General features: G+C 41.1%; 16 protein-coding genes. 3 read left to right on the forward strand and 13 right to left on the reverse strand.

Annotation, left to right across the window (positions count from 1 at the left end):
* Positions 1-2: 2 nt before the first annotated feature.
* Positions 3-2,627, reverse strand: a complete 2,625-nt coding sequence (locus JWR87_RS11550) for a transglutaminase domain-containing protein (RefSeq protein ID WP_297819990.1) — start codon at positions 2,625-2,627, stop codon at positions 3-5.
* A 392-nt stretch (positions 2,628-3,019) separates the two neighbouring features.
* Positions 3,020-4,453, reverse strand: coding sequence for a DUF58 domain-containing protein (locus JWR87_RS11555; RefSeq protein ID WP_297819993.1), 1,434 nt, complete (start codon positions 4,451-4,453; stop codon positions 3,020-3,022).
* Positions 4,454-4,488: 35 nt separating this feature from the next.
* Here JWR87_RS11555 and JWR87_RS11560 point away from each other — a divergent pair, with 35 nt between their 5' ends.
* Positions 4,489-5,388 carry a class I SAM-dependent methyltransferase gene (locus JWR87_RS11560; RefSeq protein ID WP_297819996.1) on the forward strand — a complete coding sequence of 300 codons (900 nt, stop codon included), beginning with the start codon at positions 4,489-4,491 and terminating at the stop codon, positions 5,386-5,388.
* Between the two features lie 418 nt (positions 5,389-5,806).
* Here the strand turns inward: JWR87_RS11560 and JWR87_RS11565 are convergent, their stop codons facing one another.
* The 3 genes from JWR87_RS11565 to JWR87_RS11575 form a co-directional block, all read right to left on the reverse strand.
* Positions 5,807-6,889: a glycoside hydrolase family 43 protein gene (locus JWR87_RS11565; RefSeq protein WP_297819999.1), complete on the reverse strand. Its 1,083-nt coding sequence runs from the start codon at positions 6,887-6,889 to the stop codon at positions 5,807-5,809.
* 99 nt (positions 6,890-6,988) lie between these two features.
* A complete protein-coding gene (locus tag JWR87_RS11570; protein WP_297820002.1) occupies positions 6,989-7,165 on the reverse strand; it encodes a hypothetical protein in 177 nt (58 codons plus the stop codon).
* Positions 7,166-7,232: 67 nt separating this feature from the next.
* Complete coding sequence (locus tag JWR87_RS11575; RefSeq protein ID WP_297820005.1) at positions 7,233-7,997, reverse strand: carbohydrate-binding family 9-like protein; 765 nt, start codon at positions 7,995-7,997, stop codon at positions 7,233-7,235.
* Between the two features lie 194 nt (positions 7,998-8,191).
* Here JWR87_RS11575 and JWR87_RS11580 point away from each other — a divergent pair, with 194 nt between their 5' ends.
* Positions 8,192-8,734 carry a RidA family protein gene (locus tag JWR87_RS11580; RefSeq protein ID WP_297820008.1) on the forward strand — a complete coding sequence of 181 codons (543 nt, stop codon included), beginning with the start codon at positions 8,192-8,194 and terminating at the stop codon, positions 8,732-8,734.
* Between the two features lie 113 nt (positions 8,735-8,847).
* Positions 8,848-9,771 (forward strand): SMP-30/gluconolactonase/LRE family protein, encoded by a 924-nt coding sequence (locus tag JWR87_RS11585; RefSeq protein ID WP_297820011.1) that lies wholly within the window; start codon positions 8,848-8,850, stop codon positions 9,769-9,771.
* Between the two features lie 242 nt (positions 9,772-10,013).
* Here the strand turns inward: JWR87_RS11585 and JWR87_RS11590 are convergent, their stop codons facing one another.
* The 8 genes from JWR87_RS11590 to JWR87_RS11625 form a co-directional block, all read right to left on the reverse strand.
* The gene (locus tag JWR87_RS11590) at positions 10,014-11,600 is read right to left on the reverse strand and encodes a SusD/RagB family nutrient-binding outer membrane lipoprotein (RefSeq protein WP_297820014.1); all 1,587 of its coding nucleotides are present in this window, start codon (positions 11,598-11,600) and stop codon (positions 10,014-10,016) included.
* Between the two features lie 19 nt (positions 11,601-11,619).
* Entirely contained in the window at positions 11,620-14,685 is a 3,066-nt protein-coding gene (locus JWR87_RS11595; RefSeq protein WP_297820017.1) for a SusC/RagA family TonB-linked outer membrane protein, read from the reverse strand.
* A 291-nt stretch (positions 14,686-14,976) separates the two neighbouring features.
* Complete coding sequence (locus JWR87_RS11600; protein WP_297820020.1) at positions 14,977-16,635, reverse strand: PLP-dependent transferase; 1,659 nt, start codon at positions 16,633-16,635, stop codon at positions 14,977-14,979.
* Between the two features lie 50 nt (positions 16,636-16,685).
* Positions 16,686-17,978 carry an amidohydrolase/deacetylase family metallohydrolase gene (locus JWR87_RS11605; protein WP_297820023.1) on the reverse strand — a complete coding sequence of 431 codons (1,293 nt, stop codon included), beginning with the start codon at positions 17,976-17,978 and terminating at the stop codon, positions 16,686-16,688.
* A 218-nt stretch (positions 17,979-18,196) separates the two neighbouring features.
* Positions 18,197-19,414 carry an aminotransferase class V-fold PLP-dependent enzyme gene (locus tag JWR87_RS11610; protein ID WP_297820026.1) on the reverse strand — a complete coding sequence of 406 codons (1,218 nt, stop codon included), beginning with the start codon at positions 19,412-19,414 and terminating at the stop codon, positions 18,197-18,199.
* A 322-nt stretch (positions 19,415-19,736) separates the two neighbouring features.
* On the reverse strand, positions 19,737-21,548 hold the full coding sequence (locus tag JWR87_RS11615; protein WP_297820029.1) for a c-type cytochrome: 1,812 nt from the start codon (positions 21,546-21,548) through the stop codon (positions 19,737-19,739).
* A gap of 33 nt (positions 21,549-21,581) precedes the next feature.
* Positions 21,582-22,853, reverse strand: a complete 1,272-nt coding sequence (locus JWR87_RS11620; RefSeq protein WP_297820032.1) for an amidohydrolase/deacetylase family metallohydrolase — start codon at positions 22,851-22,853, stop codon at positions 21,582-21,584.
* 328 nt (positions 22,854-23,181) lie between these two features.
* On the reverse strand, positions 23,182-23,649 hold the full coding sequence (locus JWR87_RS11625) for a RidA family protein (protein WP_297820034.1): 468 nt from the start codon (positions 23,647-23,649) through the stop codon (positions 23,182-23,184).
* Positions 23,650-23,726: the final 77 nt, after the last annotated feature.

Below are 23,726 nucleotides of genomic sequence, written 5' to 3' on the forward strand. Positions count from 1 at the left end.
TCTTAGCTGATTTTTGATTTTGTAAAATAATGCAGGGTATTGTAAATATTTAAGAAACTGCCAAATCTCTGTTTAAATGGAATATCGTTTCTTACCTGCTCCTTAAATGGTTCATAAAAATTTTGCACCAACGCTTCTTCTTTGGCTGTAAGTGGCGTAGTACTATATTTTATTTTCTGGTACACATTGGTGAACGAATTAAAGTTTGAACCAAAACGCCTGTCTGCAGTTTCGGCAAATTGTTGCGGACTTTGACTCTCTCTTGTTATTCCTAATTGGTTTAAGTAATACATACTTGCCATGTAAATGTTATAGGCTTTTATCCTGGCGTTAGCCGCATCGCTTTTAGCCTTGCCGTTTAGGTACAGCCAGATCAGCCAAGGTAAAGAGAATAACAATAGGATAAAGAAACCTATTACGCCTAGAGCGATCCATAAAGCTTTTGCCCAATCAAATGGTTTTGATGCTGGTTCCTGCTGCTTCTCGCGATCTTTTTTCTGCTGTTCAGTTTCCATAATCTTAATTTCATCGACCGGAGCAGGTTTAGGAAGCTTTACTATTAAGGAAGCAAGGTTGTCGGTTTCATTCGCCATAATATTCTTCAAGGCTTCGGCATAAGAAACAGCTACGATATTAGTTCCTGCTTTTATATCACTTAGTTTGCCCGTTCCTGTGTCCCTGGTTACAGAAGCTATTGATACATCCATCAGCAAGTCTTTGGCTTCAGGGGTTGGTACGTTTTCATCATGAAACAGCATCTTTTTTACTTTCATGGTCACACGTTTGGCAATTGTATCCACACTTAGTGCTTCTCCATCTGCCACCATTAGAGCCTGTTGTGTGTTCATTGGCGGCGTGCCATCGGGTTGAGGGGATTGTTGGGTATTCTGGTCAGGGACAGTCGTATCGAAATCCATCCAACCGTAACCAGGAAAATATAATTGAACCCACGCATGCGCCTGGTCTGCATAGAACCAGTACCAACCCGGGTTCTTGCTGCTTCTGTCAACAGTTAAAAAGCCTGCTGCAATACGGCTTGGAATGCCGAGGGAGCGGAGCATAAACAAGGTAGCACCGGCAAAGTAGGCGCAGTAGCCTTTCCTGTTTTCAAAAAGGAAATAATTAAGTTTACTTGCACTTGGAAGTCCGGGAATACCTGGGTTATCACTATACCTGAACAATGGTTGTCCAAACTGATCTTTGCTGGTAAAGTGGTCCCTGATAGCAATCATCTTATCAACAGGTGTCTTTGCATCTTTTGTTATCCGCGTGGCCAGTTCTGTTATCCGGTTATACTCTTCATTGCGTGGCATGTAGGTGTAATAATCCATGAACTTCTTGTCAAGCCCATCGTATGAGGTTGCTTTACGCAACATTTGAAAACGTTGTTGCTGAAAAGTTTCCAGTTGTTTGTTACCTGCGGGATTATAAATGAAATAAGCACTGTTCAAATCGCTCACCCACATTTTTGCCCGATATGCGCTTTTAAACTGTTTTTTATATTCATTTTCCACAGGCAAAGGCTGGCAAAAAAATGCGGTCGACGGGGCAATGTATTCGTTAGGCGAAAGAATTACTTTATAAATATCAGCAGATATAACCTTCCTGTTAAGCGTGGCCATTGTATTGGTAATGGCAGCAGTATCAACCTTTGTGAAGTATAAAGGAATTTTTGACGGGTCCGGACTAAACAAGTCGTTTTTTGGAAAGTTTTTGTCCTCTTCAAAAGTCTGTGTAGCTGTGTCGAACTTAGTGTAATAAGTTGATGTGAAATACAACGGGTTAGGCGTTTTTCCGTCGGGAAAATAATTGTCGAGTTTTGCTACAAATACAAGCCTTTTGTCTTTGCTAAGCGACCCCGTCATTTTCATCTGGTCCTTATTGCTGAGGCTGCCATCTTTGTTCTGTTTGGTCATGCTCTCTTTGCCGCCATTCTTCTTGTTTCCGCCCTGGCTTCCACCCCAATCCTGCTCGATGCTATTAAATTGCTTTTGAAAAATGAGCAGCATCGAAAACAATAAGATCACGGAGAGGCTTATAAAACCTGCAAGGCGTTTTGTGATGAACCAGCCAAATCCCGGTTCATCCTCATTCATATTCCGGATTAGCTCCGAAGTATAAATGATATAAAAGGCATAAATGAGAACTGGAGCAAAGGCTGATATCAAAGCATTTGCTGTTACTTCCGAAGTTTTGCTGACTACAACTATCTGCATTCCCAGCAAAAAGACCGACCAGAATATGGTAAAATATCGTGACCTGGAAAAACCGTAGCCTGCCAGCCAACCTGCAGAAAAAAGCAGTGAAAATATTAAGAACTTAACCGAAACAAAAAATGCATCAAACTCACCAACGCTTAATTGGCCAAGTAGCTTATAAGCAATAAAATATGCTCCAAACAACAGTAAGGCAGTAGTGATAAACCTGAAACGGTAACTATAAAAAATAATCGATACTACAAGACCTGTAGTAAAATACAATCCCTGTTCGATCCAGTTATTTTGCAGGAATGAATAAAACCGATTGGTATTTAGTAATAAGTATAATGCCAGCGCCACTGTTGGCAGCGCCAATAAAATTAATTGAGCAGTAACTTTTTTCCAGCTATGTATTCTTCCGATTTGCATTTTTCTTTTTTAAAGCCAGCCTGAAGCTGTTAGTTGCTAACTGGGGCTTCAAGCTTTTTGTCGTTTATTTTATAATTCCCGGTTTGCAATTTTGCCCGGTTTAATTTTGGTACCAGCTTTAGTAATCCAATTAATCATCGTTGCGTCGCATTCCGTTTAGCGGCAGCAACGCTGTGCGGCCTTTTTACGCTTTGCTGAGTCTCGTTCGAAATGTAAAACACTTTTAAGGGGCACATACCTTCCTTTGTGTCTTCGTGCCTTAGTGGCTAATCGTTGCTTTAAATTCTGTAAGTACAAGTGAGTGACACAACGATGTTGATATAACCACTAATGCCCGTCACCAAAAAAGTTCATAATTGACCTATTAACTTTGTGCCCCATTGCCTTAACCACTAAATAACTACTGCCTCTCGCTGGTACTTTGCCACAATTTCTTCGAGCCGTTTTTCATTGTCTTTGATCCGCTGCCTTAGAGGAGACAAAGCCCAACCTCTTTTATATACATCAATATCGTCTTTAGCGTTTTGTACAAATAGCCATTGAACCCAGTCAACAATATTTTGGTTTTTAAAGCTTTCTGTCAGTTTAATGAAAATGAATGTAATATCGTTTCCATGCACCTCAATTAAATCCTTCACCTCGTCAGCATTACTTAGAGATGAAATTATGACAACCGAAGCATCGCTGGTCTTTACATAAGACTTCAGATCTTTTGCCCTGTGCCACTGGCTGGTGCTAATGCTGTATTTAACCCATTGCTGTTCATCCGCGAGGTTGTTTTTCGCAACTTCCTGGTCCGGAACGTATCTGACCTCAAAACCCTGCTTAACAAGATTCTGGTAAACTGACCACGTAACTACTTTAAAGTAATTTAAAAAAGGCACTTCCACCGCACCATGCCCCTCGGTATTGAAATGGCTGAAATACGAAGCGTATAAGTAAACATGCGATGCATACGGATCCATTATTTCGGGCATCCTTACAACCAGTTCTTTGTTCTTCGCATAGATCTTCCAAACAATTCTTCTAACGTCGTCGTTGTTCTCGAAATTTTTGTAATTCAAATATTCGCCTTCTACTTTTCTAAGCTGTTCTATACGGGTGTTCGTTTCTTCAGTTTTTCGCGGCAATACTGTAAGATCGTGCAGGTCTTTAGAAGCAGGTTGTGTAAAAAACTTACTGCTGGTTGGCAGCGTTACGGCAACGGAAAAAAACTGGAAAAAGTCTTCAAAATAGATCAAACCTTTTTCAACATGGTATTCTTTTATTTCGGGCAAAGGCCAATGATATGTGCCTTCAATAGAAGTGCTAAAAAATTTTTTTTTACTGTTTTCGAGCAATGAGAATTTTTCGGAGAAATGCTTTTTATCGTATAATAACCGCAATTTGATAAAACCGAAGAGAGGCTTAAACAAAGGTTTTATGACAAGCTTCACTGTTTGTTTCTGGTTTTGCCCGCCCTCCCTGAGATCTGTTGATACCTGAAATACTATCCCGTCTTTTCTTTTTTGATAAATAAAATAGAAATATGAAATGAGGACGGACAGAAAAGCAACAGTAATTATTGCTGCACAAAAGGCGAAGGCAACTTTCAGCAACAACCCAAAAATGTCGGAGTAGGATGAAACGGCGTTGATTTCATTATTGCCAAGCAGGCGAAACGAAATAAGGGCAGCGATGGAAAAGACAACAAAATAGACCGTAAAAGGAATATAAAAAGAAGCGCGTTTAATTTTATCTCTCGTCTGTGAAAAGTTCATGCTCATTTCGGCGTTCAAGGTAAAGAAAGAAAGAAAGATAGAAAAAAGAGATGCGAGGGGCGGCATTTTTTTAACCGCCTTTTCACTTTCTTTGCCACAATATGGCTTTTATCATCAACTACGACCATTGCTTATGTTGCGGAAGTGCAGCCATTAGTAAAGTGCTCACATGTACAGATTATACTGTTTCGCACGAGCAGTTTGATATATGGAAATGCACCTCTTGTACATTCAGATTTACCCAGTGTGTACCTGCAGCCGATTATATTGGTTCATACTACCAGTCGTCTGATTATGTGTCGCACAGCGATTCGAAAAAGGGACTTATTAATAGCCTTTACCATATTGTGAGGAACTATACGTTAAAAGGAAAGAGAGAGCTGATAAGAAAAACTACAGGACTTGAACAAGGTGTTTTATTGGACATAGGAGCGGGGACAGGTGCTTTTACAAACACTATGCAACAAGCGGGATGGAACGTTACCGGCCTTGAACCAGATAGAATAGCAAGGGAAAATGCTTTGACCAACTATAATCTAAACCTGGCGGAATTAGGAGAACTGGATAATCTTGTAGGTGAAACATTTGACGCCATTACAATGTGGCATGTGTTGGAACACGTGCATGACCTTCACGGTTATTTTGAAAAGTTTTTCGAAATCCTTAAGCCCGGGGGGCGGCTAATTGTTGCGGTTCCAAATTATACCAGTTACGATGCAACTGTTTATAAAGATCATTGGGCTGCTTATGATGTGCCCAGGCACTTGTATCACTTTTCGCCCAAAAGTATGCAGGTACTTCTAGAGAAGGAAGGCTTTATGCTGGAGACAATTAAGCCTATGTGGTTTGATAGCTTTTACGTGAGTATGTTGAGCGAAAAGTATAAGCACGGAAAAAATAATCTGCTCAGCGCTGTTTGGAAGGGCCTTGTTTCGAATATAAAAGCTATGTCCGATACAACAAAGTGTAGTTCGGTTATTTATATAATAAGGAAGAAGTAGGTATTTGAGTGGCTTTAAGTAATACGCTGTGCTTAATGCTAAACCTCCAAACACCGGTAGTGCACTTCTTGCCCCATCTTCAGTAAAGAACAATTAAGACGTGTAATTGCTAACCGTAAAGCAGCTATCTAACACGTATTTATCGGTCTTTTTTCGTACAGAATAATAATTTCTTCATATTTCGCGTTGTAACCGAAACGAGATCAAATGCCTGAAGATTATTATTATGAAACCGTGGAAGTAAGTTCCATCGGAATTTCATTAAAGGAATTACTAGAGTATTACCACTCTTTGTGCCAGCAGTAAATATAACCTGCCCGCCTCACGAACGGCCCTCGTGATTTTTATGGTATAAATGAGCCACCAGGATTCATGGGAACATTGGTGGCCTTTTTATTTTAAAGAGTTAACCTCAGAACTATTTTTTGTAAGTCTCCACCATTGCTAATGTTCCATCTGCATTGTGCTTCAGTTCTGCCACCTTTATATTTCTCAGGTGTGTTTTTCCTGAAAGCTGTGTGTCGTGGTAAAAGATGTACCACTTTCCTTTAAACTTCACTATTGAATGATGGGTTGTCCATCCCTCAACCGGCTGCATAAAAGTACCTTCATAAGTAAACGGACCATAAGGACTATTTCCAATTGCGTAAGCGAGTAAATGGGTATCGCCGGTAGAATAAGAGAAGTAGTATTTGCCTTTATGTTTGTGCATCCAGCCACCTTCGAAAAACCGGCGCTTATTGTCTTTGGTCAATAAAGGATTGCCTTCTTTATCGATGATCTGTACATCTTTTACCGATCCATCAAAACTCAGCATGTCTTTGCTCATTTTTGCCACTTTTGCGGTTAGCGCTGGTTCATCGGGTTTTCCAAGGTCTGTTTTTGAACCGTTCGCATCATATTTTCCGTTAGCCCATCTTTGCAATTGCCCACCCCAGATGCCGCCGAAATACATGTACGAGCTGCCATCGGTATCAGTAAAAACTGCCGGGTCTATGCTAAAGCTACCTTCAATCGGCTTTGGCTGCGCTTTAAATGGCCCAATGGGTGACTTGCCTGTTGCTACCCCAATTCTAAAAACATCCTGTTTATCCTTAACCGGAAAATACAGGTAATAAGTACCGTTTTTATAAGCTGCATCCGGTGCCCATAATTGTCTTCCTGCCCATGGAATGTCTTTTACGCTTAATGCAACACCATGGTCTGTAACTTTTCCCGGTATGCCCGACATTGAAAGAATGCGATAATCGCGCATGTCGAAATGATCTCCGTTGTCGTTTTCTTTTACACCTGCCTCAACATCGTGAGATGGATAAATGTAAATTTTGCCATTGAAAACATGTGCTGATGGGTCTGCAGTATAGATATGTTTTACTAGAGGTTGTGCCAGATAATGATCAGTCGTGGTAGTAGCCTTTTGTGCCACTAACCGAGTGGTGATGCCTACTGAGAAAAGTGCAGCGGCGATTAAAATTGAATTAGAATTTGTGCGGTGGCGCATAGTGTTAGATACTTTATTTAATAATGATTTAGTTTGTTTTCTTAGGTAATGGTAATCGTTTTATTTGGTTCGCTGCTATTTTGACTAATGAAAATTGCCTTATAATTTTTTTATTTGCTTATTTCCCGTCAACGACCTCATCCGGCTGATCGCGGTCTTGTTTAACTGTTGCGATCGCTCATTTTGGGGCAATTCCTGGTGTAGTAAAACAGCATTAATACTTTCTAAATCGGAAGTTTTTATGAGCGAAGGTTCGGCCGCCATATATACTGCCATGAATGGAAGTATAGCAAAAACAGTTTAACTACAGACCGGATTTAGAATAAAATTATCAGCAGGAAGATTACTGAAATTTAATAGGCGGAAATTTTTCGATTTCATGAAATGATCTTTGGATGGTCGGAGACCAGGAGTATTTGATCATCTTGCCGCCGTCATAGTCAAGTCTGCAAAAATTGGCCATCCAAACAGTACCGCTTGCAGGCGGAACATTAGGAATGAGACTGAGGATGGTGTATGGTAAAAAAACTTCAGCAGTCCATGCTTTGATTAACCCACCCACTTCTGCTTTTCCACCTGTTACATTTACCTGTTTTTTAATGGGTTTTCTTTCTTCAACCAAAGGGTATTTTGGAGCCCACGAGTATAATTGGGTGCTTGTCTTCGACAAGGTTAAAATCAGTTCCCTGCCCATCTGGTTTATTTCATATTCGAAATATACGGGCGATGAGGGTGTTGGAAGAAAAAAAACTTCGAATACGTCTCCGTTGTAAATCTCTTCAAAGTCGTTGTATTCTTTGGTAGTTATTTTATCATCTTCGCCACTAAAAAGCACATATATACCGGTTGTGGAGTAGATGATTTTAAACTTACTTTCATAATTTCTTCCACCGGTGTCAAGCTTGGTCATATTATTCCAATTAGCCTTTCCCCATTCGGCATTATCTCCTTTACCGTTAATCGTAAAATCACTCGCTTGTACAACACTTATTTGACTAGCCGAAATTGTTTTAGACCTTACAAGGGAATTGCTACCAGGTGTTTGGCGACTGAATGAACAGCGAAGAAATAGAGCAGGAAGCATGAGCAGAAGAAGGGAATGCCTCATTATATATTTGGTATTAACTGATGGAAAGAACCTGTTTAATTCTCCGGTGCGTCATACTGTTTTTTTGTCTGTTGATCTACAGGGAAAGCGTTTAAGCAAGAAAAAGCAGTCTCTACATTCAATCCCCAAATTAAACAATCAAACCGGAATTAGTAATGGAGGTAACCTTTAAGTTTGCTGATTAAAACCGAAAAATGAAAAAAAACCATGATTTAATCTTTATTCCTCTTTTTCTATTTCTATCGTGGTCCACTACCAGCAGTGCGCAGTCAGCTAAGGTTGATCCGGAAAAAAAAGTGAAAGAACTTGGAATTCATTTAACAGAACCAGCCGCCCCTACAGCTAACTTTCTTAAAGCGGTGCGTATTGCAAACCTCGTATATCTTTCGGGACATGGACCGGATAAGCCTGAGGGAGGACAGGTTACAGGCAAATTAGGGAGTGATTTAACGATTGAGCAGGGGCAGGAAGCGGCCAGGTTGGTAGGTATTTCATTGTTGTCGAGTTTGAAAAAAGAAATCGGAACCCTAGGCAAGGTTAAACGGATCGTCAAAGTGTTAGGAATGGTAAATGCAGTACCAACTTTTACTAATCATTCACAGGTTATAAATGGGTTTTCGGATCTGATGGTGCAGGTATTTGGAATTGATGGAAAGCATGCACGTTCTGCAGTTGGGGTAGGTTCTCTGCCAGGTAATATTCCTGTAGAAATTGAAATGATTGTGGAACTGAAATAATAAAATGCCCTAATAATGATACATACCTCGTTGCCTCAAAATTACACATCAGGAGTTCCGCTGACTATAACTTAGACAGTTGAAATTAATAGAAACAAATTTTAATGCTTTTTATGAAACATCTATACCTGATGCTATTTGCACTGACGCTAATGACTTTGTTTGCCTGTAAGGGCGCTAAGAAGATGTCGCAGGCGGAAGAACTTTTTAAGTCTTCGGTCTTAACGCCCGCTAAGAGTTTTACCGGCGGTGTAGAAGGTCCGGCTGTAGATAAGGCAGGTGTTTTGTATGCTGTAAATTTTGCTAAGGAAGGCACTATTGGAATAATACCACAGACAGGCCAACCTTCACTTTTTATAGAACTTCCTAATAAGAGCATAGGCAACGGTATCCGTTTTAACAGTAAAGGAGAGATGCTAATCGCCGATTATACAAACCATAATATTTTAAAGGTTGACATGGCAACTAAACAAATTTCCGTTTTTGCGCATGAGCCTTCAATGAGTCAACCAAATGATATAGCAATTGACAGCAAAGACAGGTTGTACGCAAGCGACCCCAACTGGAAATCGGGTACTGGTGCTATTTGGCGGATAGACACAAATGGCAAAGTAACGCTACTTGAAAAAAATATGGGAACGACAAACGGGATTGAGGTAAGCCCCGACGATAAAAGATTGTATGTAAATGAATCAGTTCAACGCAAAGTGTGGGTGTATGATTTATCACCAGGGGGCCAGATCAGTAATAAGCGTTTACTGATCGGGTTTCCCGATTTTGGCATGGATGGAATGCGATGTGATACCGAAGGCAACTTGTATATCACCAGGCATGGAAAAGGAACGATCGCAAAAGTTTCACCTGAAGGCAAACTTCTACAGGAATTAATCTTAAAAGGCAAAAAACCATCAAACATTGCTTTTGGAGGAACAGATGGACGCACCGCTTATACTACTCTACAGGACCAGGGAAATATAGAGGCATTTAGGGTAGACAAGCCTGGAAGAGAATGGGAGATGCAAAAGAACAACCACTAATAGTTTAAGTGTAGTTGGGTAAAAAGTCAAATAAGTGCCCGGGTAAGAGCGGATTGCAAATAGAGAGTCGGGTTCGCAATTGCTTTGATGAAATTACTTACAACAGTAAAAGGGAGTGACACAACATAAGCGCCCCAAAGGTGTAACGCTGGTAACAAAAGAATTTCATAGACTAAAAAATAAAAGCACTCTTTTTGGGAGTGCTTTTATTTCAAAGATGCTTTCTTCTATTCATTTTTCTACTACCTCACATCCCACCAAATACGGGTTGCAGGGCTATCCTTTCCATTCAAATGAGCAGCCACTGCTTTATCTACTGCAGCTTTACTGGCATTGGTTACCACATTTGGATAAGTTAAGCGTTTGATAAACGAACCTAACGGAAGGTCTGCATTTTTAGTTACCATAACAGGATACAGCTTCGGATACCCTGTTCTTCTGAATTCAGACCATGCTTCCGTTCCTTCAGGATATAGTGCAATCCATTTTTGAGTAATGATCTTTTCCAGCTTTTGTTCCATTGTTGCGCCTTCATCCCATTTTACAGTAACGCTGGTTAAAGCCGGGGAATTGTTAGCTGCATTTTTTGGATCTACGTAGGGTATTTGCGTAGTTGTACTTTGTAAATAAGCATCCACTCCTGTAGCTCCGGTTGCTTTAAAAGAAGCTCTTATCCCGTTTTCATAAAACTGTTGCACCGTTCCACCCATGTCCCAACCTCTTAAAGCTCCTTCAGCTCGTAAGAAGTAACTTTCTGCCACATCCACTTGTTTAACTGGAGAAGTTTCAGTGACATTTGGTTTTGAATAATCCTGGTACCGATCCTTCGCTGGTTTTTCAACTCCGGGCCGTATTCCTTTTATTTGACCTCCTGCAGCAGGATCTATAGCAGGAAGTGCATATAAAGGAAGTCTTGGATCAGCGAACCCTTTTAAATAGGTTTCAATTGGTGCTGCTACACGCGTATCTGACCAGGCATTAGTCATGGTGAAATAAGGATTTGTAGCAGTAGGCACTATTGAAAAAGATCCGGTAGCATCTTCAAGAACTCCACCATTGGCTGCATTTACGGCTTTTTCTCCTTCAGTCTTTGCTTTTGTTGGGCTAACCAGGGAAATACGCATAGCGAGACGCAGCCGTAAAGTATTAGCAAGTCTTATCCATTTAGTATACTCGCCTTTAAAAACAGATCTGTCCCATTTGCTAAAACGAGACATGTCAGCATTTGGATTAGCGGCTTCCGCAGCCTTTAATGAAGCAACAGCCTGGTCTAAATCAGCGAAAAATGCGTTGTATGCTTCCTCTTCAGAATCAAAGTCTACCTGGGCCGCTGTGCCATATTTTGTGTAGGGGTATGGGCCAAAGGTGTCCACTAGTCTATGCCCGCCGGCCACTTTAATGATCAAAGCAATTGCATACAAATCAGGATATTTAGTATCGTATCCCCTTTTCTTCAACAACAGCCAGTTATCCATCACTCCCTGTGTAGTTAGATTCCAGGCTGTATTAATCCATCCTCCTACCATAAAGTAGGTCATGGTATTCTCGTTATTGAGGAATGGTGTAGGTGACTCATTGTATCCTGCGTAGGACTCAGCCTGCAGATTTTGTTGCGTCTGAACATTGGTCGCTGTAGAAACAACACTATTCATCATTGAAGGCAATAAAAAGCCACCTTCATTTGCATCCTGCTGTAAGTCCAGATCGGAAAGCAATTTCTGATCTGCATTTAAACCTTCGAGCTTCTGACAAGACATAGCAGTTAACATTAACAAGCTTAGTCCAAGCACCTTAAAAGGTGCTTTTTTTATTGAATATTTTCTTTTCATGATAATAGACTTTAAAATTTTATAATGTTACTTTAAGTGACACACCAACGGATCTTTGAGAAGGCATTGAAAAACCCTCAATACCCTGTAAAGCATTGGCAGTTGAGATGCTGATTTCAGGATCAAAAGGCGCTTTCTTATAAAAAATCAACAAATTTCTACCGATCAGCGATAGGGTCATGTTTTTAATTGCCTTTGTAACCGGGGGAAGAGAAAACCCTATGGCAAGTTCTCGGAAACGTATATTCGTTGCATCAAAAACATATTCTTCGGCGGCTGCGGCAATATCTGCCTTACCAGAAATGTATTGATAATAAGTTTCTGCAGGTATCAATTTTCCGTTGACCATAACGCCACCATTGTCTCTTGCTTCACCTGACCTTTTTGACAAACCTTTAAAATCCAGCCACTGTTCTGTTGATGAAGCAATCTGGCCTCCAAACCTGCTGTCAATAAGAAATGATAATACGAAGCTCTTATAATTGAAACTGTTATTGAAGCCTAGTAAGAAGTTAGGATTTGAATTTCCCAGATAGCGGTCATTTGCCGGGGCAACCAATGGTAGGCCTGTTGTTGCATTATATTGCATGCCGCCCTTATCATCTCTAAGATAGGTTCTTCCGAATATATCTCCATAGGCTCCATATTCTCTGCCTCCTAACGTCGGGCTTCCTGGTTTGCTTAAGAATAATTGAGTAAGTCTAAAACCACTATTTAATACAAACCTGTCCGTTACCAATAAATTACTTAACTCTCTGATTTGGTTAACATTTTTAGAAAAATTCAGAGTAGGTGTCCACCTGACTTTTCCAATCTGTCCATTATAGCTTGCTATAGCTTCTACTCCTTTATTTAAGATAGTACCTCCATTAATCCAGAAATTGGTTGTGCCTGAACCGGCAGGAGCACCTATCTGAAACACCTGGTCAAAAGTAGTTGCATGATAATAGGTAACATTTAAGCTCAATTTGTCTTTAAAAAATCTAAGTTCTGCACCTAATTCATAAGAACGTGTTCGTTCCGGCTTTAACTGGGAAGTATCTGTACCGCTAAAGAATGGTAAAGCTGTTCTGCCATTAATATTCCCGTCAACCGCCAGAGAATAATTAGGATTTAAATTAGCTACACCGAATGGTAATGCATTACCAACTTCAGCATAAGAACCTCTTAATTTTGCAAAGGACAGAATATTTGAGGTACCTATGTTTTGGGTTAAGACGTATGATACTCCAACTGATGGATAGAAGAATGATTGTGGTACGGTAGAAGACCATTCGTTTCTTGCTGTAGCATCAAGAAACACGGTCTCCTTATATCCTACAGTTGCTGTAGCAAATACTGCACGTGAAACTCTTTTCTGCAAACTTTCAGTATGCACGAAATTTCCCTGCAAAGCATATGCAGAGAAGAAATTAGGGTAAGCTAAGGTTGTGTTAGCGCCATTTGTACCTAAATTCAAAGAATGAAAAGTATTTACTGTATTACTGAAACCTACTGTTCCGGATAGCGAAACAGCTTCTTTTATTTTTTTATTTCCGCTTAGCAGTACATCAGAATATAATTGCTCTGTAGTGGTTGGATTGGTAGTATATCCACCGTTATTACCAACATTAATGGGATCGGAGGATGCATGTAATCTTTGCTCATAATGATCCGCAGCCCTGTCGTAAGTACCTCTGGCCTGGAAGTTAAGCCCTTCAGCAATATCCCATTTGCCAGATAAGGCATAAATACCACGGCTGCGTTTTTCTTCGCTTTGAATCCTGTTCTGTATCCAATAAGGGTTTTGATTAGAACTTGCCTCGTTTCTTACATAGGGCCAGTTCTGCACAAACATATTTCTGGCAGGGTCAAATCTTTGGTAATTAGCGCCGCTGTACCTGGAAAAATTGTCGCCTACCGGGAATAAATACAAGCTAAACAACGGACTATTGTTCCATCCGGAGCCGGGACGATTTTTTGCATTCTGGTTGATATAATTGATAGATGCATCAATAGTTACTTTATCAAACACCCGTGTACTACCACGTAAATTAATATTGTGCCTGTAGTAAGTGTTCTGCGGAACTATACCTTTAGAAGAAGTATTTGCATAAGACAAATAAAACTGACTTACTTCATTTCCATTAGTAACCGAAAGACTATTTATTAAGTCGGTACCTGTTACAAAGAAATCTTTAAGATGTGTGTCACTTCCGGTAGTGATTTTAGGACCCCAGCTATCATTAATAGCAGTATTTGCATTTCCTCCTGCACCTTGTCCATAACTTGTTTGTATTTCCGGAAGTACTAGTGGATTACTAAACATAGCAGTTGAACTAAAGGTAACTGCGGCCACCCCTCTGCGTCCCTTTTTTGTTGTAATTATAATAACACCATTAGCAGCCTGGCTTCCATAAAGAGCAGCAGCCGAAGCTCCTTTTAAGATCTGCAAACTTTCAATATCTTCAGGATTAAGGTTAGAAATTGCATCGCCTCCGTCCCTTGTAAAAGCTATGCCTCCACTTTGAGGTCCGTTGGCATTACTCATGGGAATGCCGTCGATTACGTATAATGGCTGATTGTTTCCCGTAATAGATTTACTGCCACGCAGTAATACTCTTGACGATGAACCCGGCCCATTTCCTGCTGTAATTACAACGCCTGCTGCCTTACCTGCAAGCGCGTTTATTAGATTAGGACTTTTTACCCTGTTTAATTCTTCGCCTGATACATTTTGTGTTGCATAAGTAATACTCTTCGAGGATCTCTGAAGCCCTAAAGCCGTAACAACAACTGTATTTAATGTTTTAGCATCGGAAGAAAGCTGAAGATCAATAACTGATTTTCCTTGGATATTGATGTTCTGTACTCCAAATCCTATTGAAGTAAATACCAAAGTTCCGTTAGACGGTGCACTAATAGAATAATCACCTTTTGAATCGGTCGTTGTACCCTGGTTACTGCCGCTTACCACAACACTTACTCCTGATAAGGGAGTGTGTTCAGCATCAGTAACTTTGCCCGTAATTCGTAAAGTTTGGGCGATAGTCTGCGTTTGGCAGAGTAAGAGCAGAAAAAATACTCTACATAAGTGTTTCAACATAAGCGTAATATTTGGTTATTGGTTAAGAATTACAATTTGAATTATGATAGAAATCAAACTGGTAACAGGGAAATAAAACGTGAATGGAAGCAATCGTTAGGATAGACGGCATTAAGAAACTAAAACCAGGGGCAGGTAGCTATCAGTAATGATCTGTCCTTGATAGATAACCGTTTCTTTAATAGAAATAAATATACAACTTCTTTCTTCTTAACAGTGATAGAATCTAAAGTTTCCCAAAGCATTTCATCATGATTCGAACTGTCGGCTGTTGTTAATGACACTTTGGTTTTAGCTGGACAATGGGGGGCCAACAGGTATATTTACAGGCACGCGCGGATTTTTGTATAAATATTTTTTCGCAGAAAAATTCGAAGTAAGGTATTCGCCCATATGTATCTTTCCGGTCATTGTATCTCCGTTTACCGTGCCATTAAAGGTATATACGATGCTATCACCCGGCACACTATATTGGCTGCGAAGTTTTACCTGCTCTCCTTCAATGGTACCCGCCATAGCCATTACAGAAAAATCGCCTTTATGCGAACCTTCCAGCCATTTTCCATCCTGTTTTTCAATGAATAACTGGTGCTGACCCTGGCTGGTAAAGAAATCAACCACCAGGTCCCACCGTCCACTTATGTCTGTAACCGTAGTGTTTGGTTCCTGCGGTTTAGGATTGCGCTTTCTCGAGAGTACCTCAAATATTCTACCGGCTACAATTTTGTCGTCTCCCGGTTGCATCATCCAGGAAGCAAGGGATAAGGATGTGGTGGGGGCAACTGGTGGGTCCGTAGCCTGGGTGCGCACTGCTGCTCCGCCTCCTGTACTAAGTGCAATTCGTGGTTTTGTGGTTGATAACTCATTTGCCACTTCCTGTCCTGTAACATGCAGTTTCAAAGGGTCCCATTGAATAGATAAAGTAGGGGTGCGGTTACCAAGTCCTTCAGGTTGCTTTATAGTAGTTTTTACACTCTCAATACCTGATACCTTACTTGCAATATGTTCCAGGTACGAATTCCAAAGTTTCATTTCCTTGTCGTGATCCCGCTTGCCCCATGCTTCAACCGCAGCAAGCATTCCTATATGCTCCTCGCGTCCTAGCTTGTTGTCTCTGCCCGGTCCATGATGTGGGGCGCTTGCCTGCCATGCAGCCATCAGTACATTTTTATCTCCCAGCAAAAGGCCTGCACATTGCGGTCCCCTGATCGCCTTTCCTCCGCTATAGGCTACAACGGTTGCACCTTTTGCCAGGTACACGTTAGGGACTGTAAGAATTTCTGCAGCCGCATCTACAAGTATAGGAACCTTTTTTGGTTTTGCCACAGCGGCGATATCTTCAAGCGAAAGGGTTCCCCGGGCTTCCGAATTAAAATAGATCATTGCGGTGCGGGGGCTAATGGCGCTCTTTAACTCTTCCAGTGTTTCGATCATAATGATCTTTACACCGGCGTTACGGATTGAATGATCATAAACATTTCGGGAAGAGCGCGGAATAATAACTTCCGTTTTTTCAAATCCTTCGAGATTTGGTATACGAATAAGTTTCTCTGGATTACCCCCCGTGACGCAGCCAACCGTTACGTGTTTTATTCCTGCAGCACAGCCAGCTGAAACCATTCCCCAATCAGCTCCGGTAATTTCGGCCAGGCGTTTTCCCACACCCATAGCCAGCTCATCTAATTGAACAAAATACTGGCACGCTGACTCCATTGCCTGCCTTACTTCAGGAAGTTCAACAGAGGCGCCAATAATAGTGAAAGTGCCACGGCAATTGATAACAGGTTCAACTCCTATTGATTGATAAATTTGGGGTCCAGGCGTTAATGCTCCTGGCAGGAATTTCGTACCACCCGCCACCCGTCCTGCGGAAACGGGATTAGCCCGGCTTGCAACACCGGCAGCTAATGGAAGCATGGCAATGCCTTTTATAATATCTCTTCTTTTCATTGCATTACAGATTAGTTTTTAAAAATCATTTTAAATTAGTCGCGTACGTGTTAATGTCTGTTTGCATTGGGAACCGCACTGGTCCTTGCCGGCGCATTTATCGGAGTTGCAATACCATTAAGATCGTATACAATTCTCCCTTCCCTGATGGTCATTTCACAACTAAACTTTTGTTTGCTTTTTACTTTATAGCCCATTCTGTCAAACAAACCAAAATCACCCTGAAGAACATGTAGAATGGCCACATCCGCTACTGAGCCAACAGAAAGATTACCCAATTCTTCACGCTTTATCACCTGTGCAGGAGTCCAGGTACTGGCTTTGATAATATCGGGTATTTTCATATCCAATGCCATAAAAGTTGACATTACGTTTAGCATGTCTTTCATTGCTCCGTTCATGCTGCCCGTATGCAGGTCGGTGCTCATTGTATTTGGATAAAAGCCACTTTTAAGTGCAGGTATGGCCTGGCGAAAATCGAAGCTGCCTCCGCCATACCCTACATCGAAAACAATTCCCCTTTTTTGTGCTTCAGTAACAAAAGGCTTTAAGTGCCTTGTCTTTAAATCTACAATCGGGTCTCTTCTGTCTAATTCGGTAAATGCATGCGTATAGATATCGCCCGGACGAAGATGTTTAAAAAACAACTCTTCTATTGAAAGCGGCGCATGGGTATCATCTCCCCCAAAATCAACTATAACCGGTAGACCGGCAATTTTGCCAGCTTCAACTGCGCGGTCAACAGCTATCCATTCTCCCGCTTCATAATGAGCTACTTTAAAACCCACAATATAATTTCGGTTTTGCCTTGCTACCATCGCAGCCATCCTGGGGTCCATATCGTGGGGGTTTTGCTCGTATACGCCACCCCGCATGCCTTCACCTACAATATTGAGAAAGGAGAGTACTCTTGTCTTAGCGTTATCAATAATGTTTTTCTTAAAAGTAGCAAATGACTTCCAACCCGCACCTCCTGCATCTACAATGGTGGTAACCCCAACCCTAAACGTAAAACCGTCGGGTGGTAATGCAACCAAACCATTGCTCAGGTAATGGTCGGGTTCGGTTCCTGCAAACACGTGCCCATGTATATCTATCAGGCCTGGGGTTACGTACAGACCCTTCGCATCTACTACCTGGTTTGCCTTACCTGCATCAATGTTTTTAGCCACCAACGCAATTTTGCCGTCGTCAATAGCAACATCCATTATTGCATCTATATTATTCTTGGCATCAACTACGTGGCCCCCTTTTATTACTATTGCATAGGTCTGTGACTGAACTTGTAAAGAAGCGAACAAAAGGAAAAAAGTAGAGAGAAGTAGGTAATTCTTTATCAGCATTGTTTTAGTTTAATATTTATTATCTGTTTATAGTTTCTGCAAAGTAAAAACGGGGCAAGTGTTTTTTTTGAGCCAACCTTTAATGCTACTATTAAGCCGCCGTTGCGTCGCACTCTTGTACTTTTTGTTCTGTATTATTCGATTTCAATTTGCTACGTTATCATAGCACAAGCACGTGCCGGCGACTGTTATTTGTATAGATAAAACGAACACAGTAATTATGCAGAAGCTCTAACCAGTTCTTCATTGACCCGATTTGCTACTATTTTTTCCTGTCCCGGCTTTAGCATGAAGACAGTAATATTGATCGTATTATCAGCCGTACTCATTACTTCAATAGACGGGTTTCCGGTACGCAATTTTTCCTGCATTTCTTTTTTGGTTAATTTAACCACAGCCGGGTCCCACGAAATTTTTAAAGCAGGCGTATGGTTAGCAATCGGCGGAACAGTAACCTGGGTAGTTACGCCTTTTACTTTTTTAGCAGCATTTTCAATTACGGCTACCTGTGCTTCCCACATTTTCCATTCTTTATCATGATCCTGCTTTACATACCTGTCTAAGGCAGCGTACATACCAAGCACTTCTTCTTTGTTAACTTTCATTCCCCGGCCTATATTTCCGCCACGTGGTGGGGCACTCAATCTTGCAGCAGCAATCAAATGTTTTTTTCCTAACAGCAAGCCTGCGCTTTGAGGGCCCCTGATTGCCTTACCTCCCGAAACACACACCAGGTCGAAACCCATGTCATTGTATTTCCAGAGATTTTCAACAGGAGGTATATCCGCTGCTATATCTATCAGGGTTGGGATATTATTTTTCTTTGCTATTTCAAGAAATTCCTGGTGCTGAATTTTGCCCAAAAGAGAACTTTCGTTTAAGAAATACATTAAAGCAGTCTTGCTCGTAATTGCTCGTTGCAGTTGCTCCCCAGTTTCAATTTCTACCGGTTTAATTCCGGTATTGGTAAGGGCATGAATGTATCCGTGATTGTGACCTTTTTGCACAATTACTTCATTTTTTTCAAAACTGTCAACATTAGGCAGCAAAGCAACTTTTTTTAAATCCATACCTGTAAGTACACCTGCAGTTCCCAAAACCAGGGCCGACCAGCAACCTGCTGTTACCAGCGCAGCTTCAGAATGACATATGGCCGCTATTTTCTCCCCCACTTTATCCTGTACTTCATCGTACATGATAAATTCCCTGGAAGAACTGCTGATAGCTTGCAGCACCTCGTCATGCATTAATGAGGCGGTCATGGCAGTATATGTTCCGGCGGCATTAATAAACGTTCGTAATCCTAATTCCTTCACCAGGTCGCGCTTTGAGGCCTTTGTGCCAGCAATAACAGACTTAAAAGGAATGCTGGTGCCTATAACAGCACCGGCTACAGGAGCAAAGGAAAAGTACTTAAGGAGTTGCCTTCGTTTCATAAAGTGATTTTGATTTTTGTGCCTATATCGTATTTGGCTCTTTTACTAATAATTCAACTATTGGCAACAATGCTTTAAAAATGACATTTTAAAGTACAAACAAATTTTCATAAACGCTTCGAAAAAAGCCGCCATCTGTTTTTTCGTACAAGTGAGTGACACAAAGAAAGATTGGTTGAAAAACAACTGCTGTTTACAAAAAAATAAAACGACTGATAAAACTATGAGCCTAAAAAGAGGGCTTTTAAAAGCCTGTTCCTATATGATAATAAGGGTACGTCGCACCTGGAATAATAAATAACAATTTCGTTATGTCGGATGCCTATTTTATATCCAGAGTACTTCTTACGATCCTTACTTCATTTGCAGAAATTGCAGGTGCCTTATTTCCGAAATTATTACGGATGTAGGTTAACACCTTGGCGGCATCATCATCACTTAAATAAGTATTAGAAGGCATTGTGTTGTTGTAAGGTTTGCCTGCCACTTCTATGGGCCCTTCGAGCCCTTTAAGAACTACCCTGATCAGCCTTTCTTTATCTCTGAGGCTTCTACCCGTTACCACCCATTCTGAGCCTGCCAGCGGCGGAAACCTGTTGCCATCCCCTTTGCCATCGAGCTGGTGGCACGACATACAGCGGGTTGCATATATTTTTGCTCCTCCGGCTTCCATTCCCCTTATAAGGTTATCCTTGACCTCGTGGGGAGTTTTAAAATGAGGTAGCATCTTTCTTCTTTCCATCGATGCTAACTGCTGAGTGCCGAAGTTATTTTTATCTCCCCTGTACCTTATTTTCCAGATCTTACCCTTTTCTGTCTCACTAACGTATAAAGAGCCGTCGGGTCCCATTGCTAAACCCATAGGCCGGTACATTGCATCGCCTACGCTTATTAATGGCTCTACCTGTGCAAAGTTGTCTGCAAAAATTTCATAAGGGCCCGATGGAACTCCGTTTTTAAAAGGCACGAATGCGACAAAAAAACCAGACTGAGGATAAGGTGCACGGTTGGTTGAACCATGAAAAGCGATGAATGCTCCGTTTTTATACCGATTGGGAAACTGGGTTCCTGTATAAAAAAATAAATCGTTCGGTGCCCAATGACCAGGAAAACCAATAATGGGTTTTTTTAGTTTTGCCCCGTCACCTTCTTTTTTGCCATCTCCGCCATATTCCGGATTTAATAGCTTTTTCTTTTGAACCTGGTCATAATAGTAATACGGCCATCCGCCATCGAGACCCTTATCTACTTTAAAAAATTCTTCCGACGGAAGTAAGGCATTTTGCCAGGGAGAGAAAACATCGGGCCATAAAGAAGTAAGGTCATCACGACCATGATTTAAACAATATAACGAGTTATTATAACTATTAAAAGCAAGGGCTACAATGCTTCGTAATCCTGTTGCATACTTAATTCCATCTTTAGGTGTTTGCCCTATTTTGGCTTCATCAAACATCCAGATCCCTGCGTGATCGACTAGCCAGGGACACTCTTTTATTCCTGGTGAGCCAGGTGTCCGGTTTTTTTCCTGGCAGGCGTTAGAGCCAGCGCCGAAAGGAACAAACATGTGACCTTTGCCATCAAAGGCTACTGGCTTTGTAATGTGCTCGTGCCTGCCGTGTGCAAAGTCGTCTTTGAGAATCCATTCCATCTCACCTTCAGGAATTAATTTGCCCGGAGTTAGCTTCATCCTGAATACGTTCAGCTCAGAGCTGAAATAGAGATAACCATTGTGTATACGCATGGCAGTGCCGTAACTGCCTTTATCATCATAATTGCCAAACTTCTGAACAATGTCGGCTCGGCCATCTTTATTCGTATCTCTCAAGGCAACATTGCCACCAATAGAATCAGGAAACCTAAGTTTCACATATATATCACCATTGTTATTTACGGCAATATGTCTTGAACGTCCTTGCAGACTGTCTACTACCACAACGGCTTCAAACCCGCCTGGCAATACAAGTCCCCCGTTTTTAATAACAGATGGAGGAGTGCGTTTATTATTTTTAAAAGCGGTGAAACTGATGAACGAAAACAATAAAAAAACAGCAACGATATAAGACAAGGGTTTGTAAGCAATGGCTTTAATTGAAAACATTAAATGTTTTAGCAGCGTAATAGTATATTTCACTTATGAAATTATTTTATTGAAGCTTCTGTAATTTTATTTTTGTTTAGTGAGTTGCCGGCTTGGCCTGGCAGGAACAGTTACCGGAGTTGCAATACCATTAAAATCGTACACAATTTTTCCGTCTCTTATGGTCATTTCGCATTCAAGTCTTTTACCCGCCGGAATTCTAAAACCTGTATAATCAAAAAGCCCAAACTTTCCCTCTCGCACATTTAAGATGGCAACGTCTGCACCAGACCCTACAGACAGGTTGCCCAATTCTTCACGCTTAATTTCTTTTGCAGGGTTCCAGGTGCTTGCGGTAATAACACTTTTTAAATCCATACCCATGGCCATAAACTTAGACATGGTGGTAAGCATGTCTTTCATAGCATTATTCATGCTGCCGACGTGAATATCTGTACTGATCGAATTAGGATAAAATCCTTCCTTCACAGCAGGAATAGCCTGGGAGAATGCGAAACTAATTCCGCCATAGCCCACGTCGAAAACGATACCCCGTTTTTGCGCCTGCCAAACAAAAGGTTTTACTTTATTTGTTTGTATATCTACAAGGTATTCGCGTGTTGCTAACTGGCCAAAGCAGTGTGTAAAAATATCACCTGGGCGAAGGTGTTGCATCAACAATTCTTCAAGGGGAAGGGTAGGCGTACTACCTCCAAAGTCTACCATTACCGGAATTCCGCCTGCCAGTTTCCCTGCTTCTACCGCTCTGTCAGTAGGCGTCCAGTCGTGACCTTCGAAGTGGGCCAGTTTAAACCCGACAATAATGTCTTTATACCGCTTTGCCACTAAAGCGGCCATGCGCGAGTCCATGTCATTTAAGTTTTGCTCGTAGCCTCCACGCATTCCTTCGCCCACAATGTTCAAAAATGCGAGAACGCGGGTCTTAGCTACGTCAACTGTCTGAGCTTTGAAAGTGGGAAACGTACGCCACCCCGAGCTGCCCGCGTCAACAACTGTGGTAACGCCATTTCTAAAAGTGAATCCATCAGGAGGAAGCGCAAGATGGCCGTTTTCATATTGGTGGTCCGGCTCGGTGCCCCAAAAGTTATGAGAATGGATATCTATTAAACCGGGAGTGACCAGCAACCCTTTTGCATTTACCACCTGTAAGGCCCCTTTGGTCTCAATGTTTTTTGCTACCTTAACAATTTTGCCATCGTTAATGGCTATGTCCATAACAGCATCTATATTGTTTTTGGGATCAATCACCCGGCCCTCTTTTATTACTATAGCAAAGGGTTGCGAATAAAGCAGTGTCAAGGGCAATGAAATGGCAAAAAGTAGAAATATTTTTCTCATAAAAGCAGCAGATTTAGTAGGTGGAATACAACCTTGCCTCTCTTAACAAATCGAAGTTGACAATTCCGAAATGAAGAATAATTATAAGGCAATAACAAAACTTTCTTCAATAAATAGAAGAAAGTTTTTATTATTTAAGTAATTAAAGTTTGCTAATTTCTTTGAAACCAGCAGCGGTTTTTTAAAGCATCATTGTTGTGTCACTCACTTGTACTGATAATTTTTCATAGCAACAATAAAAGCCATAAAACATGCTCTATTTAAAAATTTATCCTCTTCCGTATGCGCCAGCATATTCCTCGTTATAATACCGCATTTACAAGTATTGCTACACATAAGCAATACAATCCATTTCAACAAGTGAGTCTCCTGGAACCCCCCCCTTTGCTACTGCAACAGTAGTACGTACAGGCGGATTTTTTCCAAATTTGCCTTTATACACTTCATTCATGCCTTTGTAGTCAGCAATATCATTTAGGTAAACGTTTACTTTAAGAACTTTCTCCATTGAAGATCCTGCAGCCAACAGTCCCTTTTCAAGTTCTTTTATAACAATTTCAGTATGTTCTTTAATTTCAAAGGGCGCGGTGTGGGCACCTTTTCCAGCAATGAAAACAAGGCCCTTATGCTTTGTTGCTCCTGAAAATAATGGAATATCCTGATCAGACTCCACATCAAATACTTCTTTCTCCGATTTAGTGTCGTTACCTGTTCTTGCGCTTGCTGCAACACCAAACCCTGCCAGGCCGATAACAGAGGCCAAAAGCTTTTTCATTACAGATCTACGTTCGTTCATCTTATTTATTTTTTAGTGGTGAATTACCTGTTATTGGCTTGTTTGCTGTTTACAAAAAAGAATCAATTGGTTCCTTA

The organism is Segetibacter sp. (genome assembly GCF_025963695.1).
Classification (GTDB): Bacteria; Bacteroidota; Bacteroidia; order Chitinophagales; family Chitinophagaceae; genus Segetibacter.

Excerpts from the sequence above, each read along its gene's own strand:
- JWR87_RS11550 (WP_297819990.1), bottom strand. The coding sequence starts at position 2,627 with ATGCAAATCGGAAGAATACATAGCTGGAAAAAAGTTACTGCTCAATTA.
- JWR87_RS11555 (WP_297819993.1), bottom strand. The coding sequence starts at position 4,453 with ATGCCGCCCCTCGCATCTCTTTTTTCTATCTTTCTTTCTTTCTTTACC.
- JWR87_RS11560 (WP_297819996.1), top strand. The coding sequence starts at position 4,489 with ATGGCTTTTATCATCAACTACGACCATTGCTTATGTTGCGGAAGTGCA.
- JWR87_RS11565 (WP_297819999.1), bottom strand. The coding sequence starts at position 6,889 with ATGCGCCACCGCACAAATTCTAATTCAATTTTAATCGCCGCTGCACTT.
- JWR87_RS11570 (WP_297820002.1), bottom strand. The coding sequence starts at position 7,165 with ATGGCAGTATATATGGCGGCCGAACCTTCGCTCATAAAAACTTCCGAT.
- JWR87_RS11575 (WP_297820005.1), bottom strand. The coding sequence starts at position 7,997 with ATGAGGCATTCCCTTCTTCTGCTCATGCTTCCTGCTCTATTTCTTCGC.
- JWR87_RS11580 (WP_297820008.1), top strand. The coding sequence starts at position 8,192 with ATGAAAAAAAACCATGATTTAATCTTTATTCCTCTTTTTCTATTTCTA.
- JWR87_RS11585 (WP_297820011.1), top strand. The coding sequence starts at position 8,848 with ATGAAACATCTATACCTGATGCTATTTGCACTGACGCTAATGACTTTG.
- JWR87_RS11590 (WP_297820014.1), bottom strand. The coding sequence starts at position 11,600 with ATGAAAAGAAAATATTCAATAAAAAAAGCACCTTTTAAGGTGCTTGGA.
- JWR87_RS11595 (WP_297820017.1), bottom strand. The coding sequence starts at position 14,685 with ATGTTGAAACACTTATGTAGAGTATTTTTTCTGCTCTTACTCTGCCAA.
- JWR87_RS11600 (WP_297820020.1), bottom strand. The coding sequence starts at position 16,635 with ATGAAAAGAAGAGATATTATAAAAGGCATTGCCATGCTTCCATTAGCT.
- JWR87_RS11605 (WP_297820023.1), bottom strand. The coding sequence starts at position 17,978 with ATGCTGATAAAGAATTACCTACTTCTCTCTACTTTTTTCCTTTTGTTC.
- JWR87_RS11610 (WP_297820026.1), bottom strand. The coding sequence starts at position 19,414 with ATGAAACGAAGGCAACTCCTTAAGTACTTTTCCTTTGCTCCTGTAGCC.
- JWR87_RS11620 (WP_297820032.1), bottom strand. The coding sequence starts at position 22,853 with ATGAGAAAAATATTTCTACTTTTTGCCATTTCATTGCCCTTGACACTG.
- JWR87_RS11625 (WP_297820034.1), bottom strand. The coding sequence starts at position 23,649 with ATGAACGAACGTAGATCTGTAATGAAAAAGCTTTTGGCCTCTGTTATC.